Here is a 13341-nt window from a genome sequence, read left to right on the forward strand (position 1 = left end):
TGGAATCACCGGTGGTAGGAACGTACTCCAGATTTATGTCATCTGATGGGGACAAGGATAAATCCAACACGCAGGGAGGCTGACGTTGGATATAAAGATAGAAATCTATTGGGCGAGTATTAGACCATAATGTCTCAAAGAGTATGTATATCGACACTAGATGTGAGAAACACAGCAGGTACTTCTACAGTTACAGAATTTGCGTATGAAATGTTGACCCATAGCGGATACGACCCGTATATTATTTTCAATGCTATCCCCTGGGATGAATGTGTTACGATGTTAAATTTTTACAAACGGAAACCCTGGCCGACATCAGAAACGGGAGTTTTTTGCGGGATGGAAGGGGTGAAAGTTGAACGATTTCTACCGGAATTTGCTATTTTCAACTACATCTTGAACTTTCGGAACTGGTTACGAGGTCTTGAGCAGGCTTCAAAACATCTCGTGGTTGGGGGGACGTGTATCCAAGGACTCCCACTTGCTATCAAAAATATCCCTTTTGCGTGTTGGATTGGTACCACGTTTAGAGACCAGCACAAATTACAGATTGATGAATTCTCGTTCCACCGCAAGTACAGAAATAAATTAGCATTTCCAATCCAACAACGGTACGAACATTTTGTACTCGAGTCCGCAGATGTGATTCTGGTACAAAGTAACCACACGAAGCAACAGGTGACCAAAACCATCGGGGTCCCCGAGTCTAGAGTGGAAGTCCTGCCATTCCCGATCGACACTGACGAATACGTTCCAGGAGGCCCTAATAATAAAAATGAAATACTGTTTGTGGGACGGATCAATGCACAGCGAAAAAATACCGCTCTTCTTCTCAAGGCTTTTGCACATGTTCTGGAAGAAGTCCCCGAAGCTGAACTCACATTAGTCGGGGATGAACCCAATCAAGAGTTATTGGCACTTATAAATGACTTAGAAATTAAATCATCAATAAATGTTGAGGGACGGGTTCCCGATGTTGTACCCTACTATCAACGAGCAGCTGTGTTTGCGCTCCCCTCAAATCAGGAAGGTCTAGGCATTGTGGGCCTAGAGGCACAGAGTTGTGGTACACCGGTCGTTTCAACGAGGTGTGGTGGCCCATCCGATTATATTATTGATGGCGAAAACGGGTTTATGGTGCCAATCGGGGATGAAGACGCATTTGCAGAAGCGCTTAAACGGCTGTTAACTAATAGACAGATACGAAATACGTTTGGAGAAAGATCTCGAGATATGGTGGTTAAAAACTATGCAATGACTGAAATTAAGTCCAAACTTCATAGCTATATTGCCCAGTTGTAATCGTCTACCCCTGCTTATACCAAAATAGTCGCCAAGTATTCCACATTATTCAATACTATTTATATTTAAAGTCGTACTAGGTGAAATATTTGGCGGTTCGGTGTCATCGAGCGCAGTAAGTGCAGCCTCACGAAGTTCATCTAATGTGTCGAAGAGGCGATTGCCAAGAACCTGACTGAGGCGTCATCAACACTCTTTCGCGGGGTTCAGCTCCGGTGAACCCCGCGGAAGGTATACTCACGGACAGAGGTATTGATAAATTCCCGGTAGACTGATTGTTTCGAGTGCGTCCCAATGGCTGATCTGATCTCATCAAGCGTCCCGAAGTAGCGGTTTCCAAGTGATTTCTTGAGCTGTTGCCAGTACTCTTCGATTGGGTTCAACTCGAGCGATCCGGTCTGGAAATACACCAGCTCGATGGGTTCGTCGGCTGCGAAGTTCTTCACCGCCGTGGCGGTGAAGTACGTCGCTTGATCCAATAGCACGACCAACTTCTCACCGAACTTCGCTTGGAGTTGCTCCAGAAAGCGGATCGTCACCATACCGGTGAACCATCCTCCACACTCCAGCACGGTCGTCTCGCCATTGTCGGTGACAGCACCCAGCAGATTCACGCCATCCCCATAGGCCGACACGCCAACTGTCGGCCTCTGACCGACGGGAAACCACGCCCTGTAGAGGTCTGAACCAACCGCCTTCCGGGTTTGATCAATGGTGACATCGGTTGCATCCTCGTCACGTCGGGCTACTTTTTTCGAACCGTCTCTTCGAATTCTTCATGTTCCTCTTCATCGGCGGAGGCTGGTTCTGGCCGGGGTCTCTTCGGCGAGGCCCCGGCCTCGTGCATGAGCCGACGGACTTGACGCTGGGAGTACGAGACATCGAATGCTTCGATGAGGTACTGTTGTGCGAGAGCGGAACTCCATGCTGGGGCGTCATAGCTGACTTCTACGGGAGGATCGTGAAGGACAGCGACGAATAGGTCGAACTGATCGTCTATGAGTTCAGGCGAACTTCCAGGGTGAGGATCATCGTAGAGCGCGGCCTCCAAGCCGCGCTCTCCGAACCGATCCAGCTAGTTGTAGACCATCTGGTGATGCCATCCGTACTTGTCTTCGATCTCGACTAGTGAGAGCTCTTCAAGGGACTTGCGTGAGGCGGTAAGACGTTTGTTCGCCTTTGATCAGTCTCGTCCGCGAGTTGCTCGCGGACTCGACGTTTCGTGAGATTGGGGATCTTGCTCCCTTCCTCGGTCATGTCCTCGCTTGAGCCGAATATTATCAAAATCCCTGTCCGTTATATAGCACACTTCGATCGGTGTGTCTTCGACGAATTCCTGTACTGCGTTGGCCGTGAAATACGAGACGTTGTCCAAGACGACACAGATTTTCTCGCCGAATTCAGTCTGGAGAGCGTCTAACAAGCGAATCGTCGCGTCACTATTGAAGTTCTCGGCACAGAGCAGAAAGAACGTCTCGCCGCTGTCGCTGATTGCACCGAGCAGCTTGATGCTATCTCACGCGCCCGACACCGGTAGTGACGGGCGCTCCCCTTCTAGAAACCCTGCATAGATCAGCGTCGAGAGAAACCTGACGCGTCTGATCGATGGTCAGGACCGTGTATTCGTCGTCCAGGCCGTCGAGCTTTTTTGAAGCATTCTTGCCAAGCTTCCTGTGCGCGTTCGTCGGATTTGTAGTACTCCGGCCGGGCTGTCTTCCAGGACAGCCCGGCCTCGGACATCAATCGCCGGACGTGCCGTTCACAGTACTCAACGTTGAACTCCTCGGAGAGGTAGTGACGTGCTAAGGGAACAGACAACCCGGGCGCGTCATATTTGACTTCTCCCGGTGGCTCGTGGAGAGCTTCAGCGAGCTGCTCGTGCTCTTCGTCGGAGAGTTCGGCTGGTCTACCCTCTCGTGGTTTGTCGTAGACGACCTTCTCGAACAGGCTCGTCGGCGGGCCGTTCGAGTCGGTTGAACCATTTAGAGGCCCAACTGCTAGAAATCCGTAGAGTTCGGCAGCTTCCGATTGCGTGAGGTCGTCCATCTTCTTGTAAGTGATCGCAGCCATGAGCCGCTTTTTCGCGTCGGCATCATTGACCTCTGCCAAGATCTGGCGGAGGTCTTCGACAGAGACGTCCTCCAACCTCGCCATACCTATCCTCGTGGCCGGAATTCCATGAAGTTTTAGCCCCCAGTATTAGTGATATTGGGGGATTTTCTTAACCATCCGATTCCCAATATAAACAGACATCATTCCTGGAATGGATGATATCCTTCTTTGAGATAGGCTGCCCAGAAAGAGATTCGATTTGTCCTTCTTTATCAAGCCTCTCAAAAACCTTCTTTGTCTGAACAGGAGTTAGGAAAGAGGTAGGATGGATCTCAATTACCATCTTTCCTATTGTGTTCAAAATGGCATTATTCCCGACAATCAATTCAAATTCGCCACCTTGGATGTCAACTTTAGCGAAGTCAATAGATGACAGGCCTGCTGATTCAAACTCTTCATCTGCATCAAGGATGTTAACCTCTACAATGGAATGATTTTTTTTAGTGTTGGTATGGAGCGACGACGATCCGGTATTTGCCTCATCAACTTCTAGATTTCCAACACCGTGGGTATCAGACAACGCTCCCTCAATTACAGAAACATTCTGGAACTCATTTCTCTTGATAGTATCTCGAATATATTGTGCATTCCTTGGGTGTGGTTCATATGCTGATATTGTTCCGGTTTCTCCAGCGGCGGCTCGCATTGATAAAGTATGATGACCAATATGAGCACCAATATCAACGACTGTTTCTCCGGTATTCACCTTCTTGTGAATTAGATCTGCGATTGTTCCCTCATAGGCGCCAGATTTTAATAATCGCTCGCTTACATGGTCGCCTGAGGCGATTTTCAATTGATGTCCTTCGTAGTTGATCCAAGTAAATTCGCCATCAATAGTTGGAGAGATCAAATCTGATAAATAGTCATTTACGAAGTTGGCACCTGGAATTTTCGAACAGCCGGCTTTTCCAGCAAAATTTGATAGGGCATGAAATGCGAGACTGGCTTTTCTTTTCATGTTCATAGATCCCTCTCCTTGGTCAATAAAAATAACTCCACCTATTCAACGATAAGCTTACGCAGATCCCTCCAGGAGATAGTATTCGTAATTAGAAGTCCGCCCGCATAGAGTAAACAAAATAACACCACGAAACCACCATAAATCGGTAACGTGGTCACGTTATCACTAATGAGACTAAGAAAGAGTGCAACTACTCCAGCGATTACTATAACGCGACCGATATTTTGAACAGGAAGAGACAGATTCAATTCAGTTTTTACACGACGAAAGTGAAAAATATCGGATATTATCGATGCAGTGCCTGAACCAACAGCTGCACCGAGCAACCCGATCCGGGGGATCAATAGTAGGTTAAGAGCTATATTGACTAGAAATGCAACTAGAAATGTTGTTAAAATATACCGAGAGTAACCCATAGTTTTGAGTGTATTCGTAGCAGGACCAAGAACTGCACTAACAAAATAGGTAGCAACTATTGTCACTAACACCCATCGGCCTGCCCTAAACTCAGCCCCAAAGAGTAATGTCAGCGACTGCTCGGGAAATGTAATTAGATAGGCGGTAGGTGCTACCGCAAGGATACTAAGCCAACGGGAGGCTTTTCTGTACCGATTACTAATAACATCGTGTTTATTCTGGGCCAACAGAGATCCGAAGTTAGGGTAAAGGGTATTTGCGACAGCTCCAATGAATAGAGAAATAGAGGTGCCAAGTAAATATGCTGATTGATAGATGCCGACATCTACGCTCGTCAAGAAAAATCCGACGAATATCGTATCCGTCCAGTTTAAAAAAAAACCAATAAAACCAGATAAAAATAATGGTGACGAAAATGTTAATAATTCTCTGGTGTTTGTACTAATCTCTTTTATTGATTCCCCCTTAAGTAATAGTGTTGTGAGGCTGAGACCGAGAATAGCAGTAAGCCACAGCACTACTACATACCAAGTGACAACCAGTTGAATTCCACCACCTGCAACGATAATAATGGCCGCTGTTGTGAGTTGACCGATCTTGGGCACGAGGCGGCGAATAGTTGTTTGGAGGGCAGCCTGCTCGTAACTGAGACAGATAGCACCTGTTAATGCGATAATCGATTTCGCTGGCATACCCAGCACAAAGACTCTCAAGAGTGGTGTCAGAGCCTTCGTATCAAAGAGTGTGGTCGCTAATAGTGGAGCCAGCGTCCAGATAACGGCTATCAAGACTATATTTGTAATGACGACTATCCCCACACTGACAAGCACGACCCCAGCAATCTTGTCCGGTTGATCATTTGACCTGAAGCGACTGACGTAGGTGACAATCCCATCTGGGAGCCCGAGTAAAGTAATCGAGGTTCCAACGCTCACGGTCATTAGCGCAAGAGAAAACAGGCCAAACACCGATGGACCGAGTTTATTGGCGATCAGGACTCGGAAGAGGAACGCACTTGCGTCGGCGATAGCGGCACCGATGAAAAGATACGACGCATTCTTAAGTATGCGTTTGAGATCGCTCATTGATATAGTGAATTCCAGACCATATGTGTCACTTAATTCGGTAATATAATAACAAGGCTCGTTTGATCACGGCGGTTACGCCGGTGAGCAACAAAAATCCAGGCATAAACTCTGGTCTCTTTCTGAGTTCACTCAGCAAAACACCGAGGATATCAACTTCCTTTTCACGATTGAATTTTTCCTTGTGCACTCTAGACCGTTCCTCAAAGTTCTTAAGTGATCGAATATATCGCAGTCGTTTCCGTAGGATATCAAGTAATCCCATTCCATCAAGATGATGAGTGATAGTCTCGGACGTGTGTCCAATCGATGCCCCTGTTTGTTTCACTAACTCGTGGAATTCTCTATCCTCTCTATTAAGAAGCTCGGGATTATGGCCATCAACCTCGAAATAAAGTTCTCGGGATAGGAATCGGAGATTCCCAACGCAGTTATACCGGGAGATGTGTTTGTCGACATCCGTACAACGAGCCCAGTAGGTCTTTCCTGTATTTACCTCTGGAACAATGAGTGCATCGTACTGCTGGGCTGCCGTAACGCATTCCTCAATTACTCCCTCTGATAGTTCCATATCAGAATCAACGTGGAACAGCCACGTTCCGTTTGACTGTTTAGCTCCTCGGCGCCGTGCAGCTGCCCTTCCCAAGTCGGTTTCAAGTACGGTTACCTCATATCTATTGCAGATGTTGACTGTACGATCCGTACTGCCGCCATCAACTACGATTATTTCGATATTATCGTACGTTTGTTTATAAATAGATTCGAGACAGACGGCTATCATACTCTGATTATTATATGTCGGAATAACAACTGAAACGAGCGGTCGTACCATAGTATCACTCAAGATAGCCCAGTTCACGGAGTCGTTGTTCTGGAACATCTACCTCGGTAGTAGACTCATGTATTTTCATTGATGATATCTGCCCCAGATATTCTTGTGCTTCGTTCATCGGAAACTGTGGCGTACCCACAGTTTGGGTCCCGTCGAGAAATCCGGAAAGAACATCCAGCGCATGGTTGCGGCGGAAGGCTGATTTTGGTCCGGTTAACAAGGAATAAATAGCGGCACTCACCCGCGTTGGCAGATTTGATTTGGGAAAAATAAAACCTCCTGTTGGACCAAACACCGCGTCGTAGGATAGTGACAGTGTCGGAAAAATAGTACTCTGTTCAAATGCGTGTTTCCGATAGAAACTAGCACCCAATGAAGCAGGTCTCTCTATGGTTAACGCACACCCTGGCAGTTCTTCGGGTATATTCAAGTTGACATCAGCCGCATCTACAATTGTTGGTAATATATCAATTTGTCTAACGATTTCATCGGCTACTGATCGACTTGGTAACGACGGGTGGATGAAGACACAAGGGGTTTCGACAAGTCGTCGGTGAATTGGTCCATTATGGCCGACTGTTCCCATCTCGCCGAGAAGTTCACCGTGGTCACTAGTGTATATGATTAGGGTTTCCTCGGCCAATCCACGGTCTCTCAGGGTGGCTACTTGCGATAAAAAATGGTCGGCATCCTTCCGAACCGCGGTCGCATACTCACTAGCAAGGACATCTCGGGTGGCGTTCTTCCGGTCACGAAAATATTCTGAGGCATCCCCTTTGAACTCTCCGTAGGGCGCATGCCCACCCGGCCCACGTTCCAACACAATAAACGGTGAGGTGATTGTCTCGAGCAGATCCGACGGCGAATCATCAGTATTGAGTGTCGTCGCTAGGATGCTGTCTGTTGCGGGATTCGTATTGAAAGGTGGGTGGTTAATAGTGTTACAAAACGCAGTATCATGAGATGTGGCCGAAAATAGATGTGGGAGTTCGATACTAATCTGGTCGGTGAAATCTGCAACCTTGTGTTGGGGATACAAAACTCCCGAGATGATTGTGGAAAATGCCGTAGGTGAATGGATGCTTCCAGCGATACATTTAGTGCTGACACCCATATTTGCGATTCGGTCTGGGAGATAATCGTACCGAACGCCGTCACCGACATAGAGGAAAACGTTTCGTATTGAAGAGGTATCCAGCTTCTCTAACAGCATATTAGCCCCATCCGTTGATGCCCGATTAATAGTTTCGATAATACGAGTTGATAGGTACAACCCTCGATGTCTAAGATGACGTACTGTTGTAGAGCTAATGACTAGTACTCCCCAACTGGGCTGGGAACTATCATTTTGATAATATAAACAGGGGGTAAGAGGGCCCGCATTATTAATAAATTTCCCGATACAATTTCATATATTGGTCAATAATAGATTCCCACTGGTAGTCAGCCATCGCTTTTTTTCGTGCTTTTTTCCCCATTTTTGATGTGGTTTCTCTCTCACTAACGAATTGCCGAAGTAAGTCTGCCAACTGTGTATAATTCTCGAAAAATTCGCCTGTTTCACCTTCCTCAACAAGGTCAAGAGCAACTCCTGTTTTTGTTGAGAAAATGGGTAACTCAGCAAATGCTGCTTCCAACGTAGCTTGACCAAAGTTCTCATAGTGAGTCGGATTCACGAAGATATCTGCCTTTCTAAATTCTCTTATCAAATCATCGCCGTATTTTGGTCCAGTAAATGTGACGATATCAGAGATCCCTAACTTCTCCACCTTTTCCTGTAATTCCGAAAGATAATCACCACGTGAAGCACCAGATAAAGTACTATCACCACCGACGATACGAACTTCAAGTTGTATATTTGAATATTCGTTTGCAGCTTCAAGTAGCAATTCAATATTTCTACGAGGGGCAAGTCGTCCTACAAATAAGGCCGTGAAATCACTTCTGGTAGTTTTTTCGAATTTCGCGTATTTCTCAGGATCTTTCCCAACAGGGATTGTGAATATTTTGCCTTTTTTTATACCAAATTCTGTCACTTCATTATATTCCTGATTAGACGAAACAACTACGGCATCCGCGTTTTTAAGGGTATGTTTGAAAACCCCATCATATAATCTATATTGGACATCTCTTTCAACCGTTGGGTCACGAAACATGCTTCCCAGCGAGCCATGCATATGAATGACGAGCGGCTTATTGAAGAGCAACTTAGCGATGGGATAGGCTAAGTCTTTTAGGAAATTGTGGTAGGTATGTGCATGTATAATATCATACTCTTTCTGGAAGAGATCGGTGACTACTCCTGGAGCTATCCAATACTGATCTACCGAAAAGACTGTTTTCCGGCGCGTAATATTAAAAGGAAAATCAGAATCCTCACTAATTCCGGGAGGATACCCCGGTGCTTCATCAGGTACTCGATCACTACAGAGGATTGGAGAGTTCCAGCCCCGATTAACTAATCCTTCAGATATCCGATATGCTTGATACGCCGGCCCAGTTACGTGTGGATAGAATGAAGGGATTAACCTAAGGACATCCATCAACCTGAGTTTAAATACGATAACGTATATTCGTTTTGCGTCAGTAGTTCAGAGGTCTTCGTAAAGAAGGCCTATTGAGAACGACGTATTCGCCCGTCTCGACGAATTGAACATCGAAGCCAAGTGTTTGCAGGGCGACATAGAAACAGACGTAGAAGAGCGTATTGGAGACCTATGGTATCTGTAGTTGGCCTATAAGATAGCAAGATTGTTAATAGTGACCGCTCACTCAAACATATGGTTGATTGGAACGACCGGCGTGTTTTAGTAACGGGAGGAGCCGGTTTCATTGGCTCATTCCTGACTGAGGACCTCCTTGATCGGGGCGCCGATGTCGTTGTCGCTGACAACTTCTCGCGGGGTGATTTTGAGAAAATTGCTCACCTCCAAGATGAGATTGAACTCAGACCTGTTGACCTCACAACTCACAAGGGTTGTATCGAAGCAACAGAGAGCGTTGACGATGTCTTCCACTTAGCAGCTACAGTAGGCGGGATTCATTACATTCAGCGTGAGAACGTTCACGGGCTCACCCCGAGCGTCCTCATGAACCAGCACATGCTGGAAGCCGCTCGAGTCAACGACGTAGAACGCTTTATTTTTGCCTCTAGTGCGTGTATCTACCGCCAGCAACACGACGACCTCAATCGTTTCTCTGAAGATCAGGCTATTCCGGCGAACCCTCATTCGACGTACGGCTGGGCCAAAATCCTCGGCGAAGTCGCGTGTGACGCCTACCACACCGACACAGAGACCGACACGGGCGCCGTCCGTATTTTCAACTGCTATGGTCCCCGCGAAAGCCTCGATCCGGACAGCAGTCACGTCATCCCCTCGTTGTGTAGAAAGGCCATCGAGGCAGAAGACGGTGATTCGATAGAACTCTTCGGCGACGGAACACAGGAACGTGGATTCATCTACGTTACCGACTTGGCCGAGGGCATGATTCGAGCGATGGAGGAGAAGACTGACGGGGAACCCGTCAACCTCGGAAATGGCGATGAGGTCGTCACGATCAATGAACTCGCCGAGACAATCATCGACATTAGCGGCAAGGACCTCGAAATCAAACACGACTTATCGAAGCCGACGGGGACCGACAAGTACGCCATCGACGATACGAACATGAAGGCTGAGCTCGACTGGGAACCGAGTGTCTCGCTAGAGGAAGGGCTCCGCGAGGTCTACGACTGGGCAGAGGGGGAACTCGAAGGGCCTAAGCGGGAAGCGGTCAGCAGTTGAGGTACTGAATGAGTTGGGACGGCAAACGCGTACTCGTTACTGGCGGCGCATCGTTCATTGGGTCACACCTCGTCGAGGATCTTGTGGCTGAAGGGGCGAATGTCCGTGTTGCTGACGACTTCTCCAGCGGAGAATACGAAAATCTGGAGCCCGTCAAGGACGAAATCCAAATTCTCACCGGGAACCTCAAGCACCGAGATTTCGCTAACGAGGCGACTGAGGAAATAGATACGGTCTTCCACCTCGCGGCGGACCACGGCGGCAGAGGGTACATCTCGCAGTATCCCGCGAACTGCGCCACGAACATGGCGCTGGACAATATTGTTTACGAGGCTGCCGCCAAGAACGGAGTTGAGCGTATCTGTTTTGCCTCTAGTGCTTGTACCTATCCTACGGACATCCAGCAGGAGCGACAGCGACTCCGTGAGGATATGGTTAGTTTCGAAGAGCGCGGTGGGGCGTACGCTGACGAAGTGTACGGCTGGGCGAAGCTCATGGGCGAACGCTCGCTCCAGGCGTACAACGAACAGTACGATGTCGACACGAGCGTTGTCCGGATCTTCACGGCATACGGACCGCGCGAAAACGAGACGCACGCGATCGTCGCGTTCATGGCGAAAGCCTACGCCGGACAGGATCCCTTCCGGATCTGGGGCGACGGCGAACAGACGCGGAACTTCACCTACGTAAAAGACATCACACGCGCACTTCGCCTCGCTGCGGAGAATATTACTGATGGTACCCCAGTCAATGCCGGTATCAGTCGGTATGTGACGATGAACGAGGCCGTCGAGATCATCTTCGACTATCTCGGTTGGGAGCCAGACGAGATCAACTACATGACCGACAAGCCGGTCGGCGTTCGCCACCGTGCGGCCGACACGAGCCGTGCTGAGGAACTCCTAGGGTGGGAACCCGAGTACACCGTCGAGGAAGGGATCAAGAATACACTCGATTGGTATATGCAGAACCGCGACAGAGAGTACGTCAAGGAGAACCTCGAAACGCTGCTCCACGAGCGTTAACGCGGGACGCAGATTTTCTCATGGCTGACGCAAACAAAGAATACGTACTCGTCACGGAGTATTTCTACCCGGACACGGCCTCGACTGGGCAACTCATGACTGACCTCGCGGTTGGTCTCCAAAAGCGAGGTCTAGATATGACTATCCTCACCGGCCAGCCGAACTATCACAGCGGCGAGAACGAGAAGCAGCCCCACGTGTCCACGCATGAAGGGGTATGTGTGAAGCGTATTCGGGCACCCCAGGTTCGGCAGTCCTCGATTCCTCGACGCCTGTTCAACTGGGGGGTCTTTACCGTCTGGATGTTCGTTGTGATGCTCCTGAGTCGTACCGAGAAGGAGCGCGAGGTGATATTCGTCTCTAACCCGCCCTTCCTTCCTGTCGCGATGTGGCTCGCCTGTCGAATTCGAGGGTGGGACTACACTTACATCGTCTATGACCTGTATCCTGACCAGCCGGTCGAACTTAATTATATCCCCGAGGGGAGTATCCCCCATCGTATCTGGGATTTCTTCAATCGGCGTGCCTTCCTCGCGGCGAACCACGTTGTCGCACTCGGTCCGGTCATGAAAGACCGCATCAGCCGGAACGCCGGTCCGAAGTTCGACGAGAGCAAGGTCGAAATCATCCACAATTGGGAAGACGAAGACTTCATTCGACCCAAAGAGAAATCGGAGAACTGGTTTAGCGAGGAACATGACCTCGTCGACCAATTCACCATCCTTTATTCGGGAAACATTGGGGATTTCCACGACCTCGAAACCCTGGTTGAAGCTGCGGTGAAGTTCGAAGACGAGAACGTGGGTTTTCTCATCATCGGAGAGGGCGACAACAAATCCAACATCGTCTCGCTGGCAGAGGAGTTCGACATCAGAGGTGAGACGGTCGAGTTTCTGCCGTACCAGCCGTGGGACGACCTCCCCTACAGCCTAACATCAGCAGACGTCTCCGTCGTCACGGTCAAGGAAGGATTCGAGGGGATCTGTGTTTCTAGCAAGCTCTACACCGCGATGGCCGCAGGTACCCCCGTGCTTACCATCGCCCAACCAGATGACGACGAGTCCCGAATCATCGATCAGTTCAATGCTGGTATTCATGTCTCGCAAGGCGACGTGGAGGGCATCGTAGAAGCCATTGAGCGTTGGCGATCAAATCTGGAGTTCGTTGAACAGCAAGGTGCGAATGCTCGGGAGGCATTCGAGACCAACTTCACCGCCGACGAATCGATCGATCGCTACTATCGGATGCTGGTAAAGTAACACTTGGAACGTTGGAGACAGTCCAAATGTCTCCTCGTTACACGATTCAATTGTTCGACTTGTATCTCTTGGGTGATCATCCCCCAGAAGTACGTAGCACCTGGCACCATTCGGCCAATGATCACACTTCGATCATCATGTCGTGGATGACCCTTCCGTCATTTTCGTTGTTAGGCGAATCAGAGACGACGAACATCAGATCGAGCCGAGCTATCTGTGTCTGTCCGGGGTCGATTTTATACGCAAGGCAACTGGCTGGGCGGATTTTCTCTTCGAGATTTTCCGCCGTCAGCAGCGCGGTTTGTAAGTTCAGCACCGCATTGCTACCTGCGTCACATAGGAACCTATCTGAATCTCCGGTGCCTCGTGGAGTGACGGGACAGCGTTGGCGTTGACCCTGTCTATCTCGTCGATGTATGCAACAACACAGACCGCGCTTGATCCGATAGCCAATAGGGTGAACTAGAATAGATTGGTTACATTACTTCGATAGCAACGTGGTCTACTGCCGATTCTACCGCCATACGAACACACCCTCTCCATATCAATCCACCAAAGGC

General features: G+C 48.8%; 10 protein-coding genes and 3 pseudogenes. 4 read left to right on the forward strand and 9 right to left on the reverse strand.

The features are described from left to right. The first annotated feature begins 162 nt into the window (after positions 1–162). A complete protein-coding gene (locus tag Hbl1158_RS06480; protein WP_234299238.1) occupies positions 163–1302 on the forward strand; it encodes a glycosyltransferase family 4 protein in 1140 nt (379 codons plus the stop codon). Positions 1303–1347: 45 nt separating this feature from the next. Here Hbl1158_RS06480 and Hbl1158_RS06485 read toward each other — a convergent pair. From Hbl1158_RS06485 to Hbl1158_RS06520, 8 genes and pseudogenes are all read right to left on the reverse strand, one after another. After that, positions 1348–1536 (reverse strand): annotated as a pseudogene (locus Hbl1158_RS06485) (hypothetical protein); the annotation flags it as partial. A gap of 3 nt (positions 1537–1539) precedes the next feature. Then, positions 1540–2559 (reverse strand): annotated as a pseudogene (locus Hbl1158_RS06490) (IS630 family transposase). 43 nt (positions 2560–2602) lie between these two features. Beyond that, a pseudogene (locus tag Hbl1158_RS06495) lies at positions 2603–3456 on the reverse strand (IS630 family transposase); the annotation flags it as partial. A 67-nt stretch (positions 3457–3523) separates the two neighbouring features. Next, positions 3524–4381, reverse strand: a complete 858-nt coding sequence (locus Hbl1158_RS06500) for an FkbM family methyltransferase (RefSeq protein WP_234299239.1) — start codon at positions 4379–4381, stop codon at positions 3524–3526. Positions 4382–4416: 35 nt separating this feature from the next. After that, entirely contained in the window at positions 4417–5880 is a 1464-nt protein-coding gene (locus Hbl1158_RS06505) for a flippase (protein ID WP_234299240.1), read from the reverse strand. Between the two features lie 28 nt (positions 5881–5908). Then, entirely contained in the window at positions 5909–6760 is an 852-nt protein-coding gene (locus Hbl1158_RS06510; protein ID WP_234299241.1) for a glycosyltransferase, read from the reverse strand. Next, a complete protein-coding gene (locus Hbl1158_RS06515) occupies positions 6717–7925 on the reverse strand; it encodes a sulfatase-like hydrolase/transferase (RefSeq protein ID WP_234299242.1) in 1209 nt (402 codons plus the stop codon). Before Hbl1158_RS06515 ends, Hbl1158_RS06510 begins: the two co-directional genes overlap by 44 nt. A 172-nt stretch (positions 7926–8097) precedes the next feature. After that, positions 8098–9255, reverse strand: a complete 1158-nt coding sequence (locus Hbl1158_RS06520; RefSeq protein ID WP_234299243.1) for a glycosyltransferase family 4 protein — start codon at positions 9253–9255, stop codon at positions 8098–8100. Positions 9256–9492: 237 nt separating this feature from the next. Between Hbl1158_RS06520 and Hbl1158_RS06525 the strand changes: the two genes are divergently transcribed. From Hbl1158_RS06525 to Hbl1158_RS06535, 3 genes are all read left to right on the forward strand, one after another. Continuing rightward, positions 9493–10497 (forward strand): NAD-dependent epimerase/dehydratase family protein, encoded by a 1005-nt coding sequence (locus Hbl1158_RS06525; RefSeq protein ID WP_234299244.1) that lies wholly within the window; start codon positions 9493–9495, stop codon positions 10495–10497. An 8-nt stretch (positions 10498–10505) separates the two neighbouring features. Beyond that, the gene (locus Hbl1158_RS06530) at positions 10506–11522 is read left to right on the forward strand and encodes an NAD-dependent epimerase/dehydratase family protein (protein ID WP_234299245.1); all 1017 of its coding nucleotides are present in this window, start codon (positions 10506–10508) and stop codon (positions 11520–11522) included. A 95-nt stretch (positions 11523–11617) separates the two neighbouring features. Continuing rightward, positions 11618–12781 (forward strand): glycosyltransferase family 4 protein, encoded by a 1164-nt coding sequence (locus tag Hbl1158_RS06535; RefSeq protein ID WP_255764208.1) that lies wholly within the window; start codon positions 11618–11620, stop codon positions 12779–12781. A 121-nt stretch (positions 12782–12902) separates the two neighbouring features. Here the strand turns inward: Hbl1158_RS06535 and Hbl1158_RS06540 are convergent, their stop codons facing one another. Further along, complete coding sequence (locus Hbl1158_RS06540) at positions 12903–13097, reverse strand: hypothetical protein (RefSeq protein WP_234299247.1); 195 nt, start codon at positions 13095–13097, stop codon at positions 12903–12905. Between the last annotated feature and the right edge of the window lie 244 nt (positions 13098–13341).

Origin of the sequence: Halobaculum sp. CBA1158, from assembly GCF_021431925.1 — an archaeon.
Classification (GTDB): Archaea; Halobacteriota; Halobacteria; order Halobacteriales; family Haloferacaceae; genus Halobaculum.

Excerpts from the sequence above, each read along its gene's own strand:
- Hbl1158_RS06535 (WP_255764208.1), top strand. The coding sequence starts at position 11,618 with ATGACTGACCTCGCGGTTGGTCTCCAAAAGCGAGGTCTAGATATGACT.
- Hbl1158_RS06510 (WP_234299241.1), bottom strand. The coding sequence starts at position 6,760 with ATGTTCCAGAACAACGACTCCGTGAACTGGGCTATCTTGAGTGATACT.
- Hbl1158_RS06515 (WP_234299242.1), bottom strand. The coding sequence starts at position 7,925 with ATGCTGTTAGAGAAGCTGGATACCTCTTCAATACGAAACGTTTTCCTC.
- Hbl1158_RS06520 (WP_234299243.1), bottom strand. The coding sequence starts at position 9,255 with ATGGATGTCCTTAGGTTAATCCCTTCATTCTATCCACACGTAACTGGG.
- Hbl1158_RS06530 (WP_234299245.1), top strand. The coding sequence starts at position 10,506 with ATGAGTTGGGACGGCAAACGCGTACTCGTTACTGGCGGCGCATCGTTC.
- Hbl1158_RS06525 (WP_234299244.1), top strand. The coding sequence starts at position 9,493 with ATGGTTGATTGGAACGACCGGCGTGTTTTAGTAACGGGAGGAGCCGGT.
- Hbl1158_RS06500 (WP_234299239.1), bottom strand. The coding sequence starts at position 4,381 with ATGAACATGAAAAGAAAAGCCAGTCTCGCATTTCATGCCCTATCAAAT.
- Hbl1158_RS06505 (WP_234299240.1), bottom strand. The coding sequence starts at position 5,880 with ATGAGCGATCTCAAACGCATACTTAAGAATGCGTCGTATCTTTTCATC.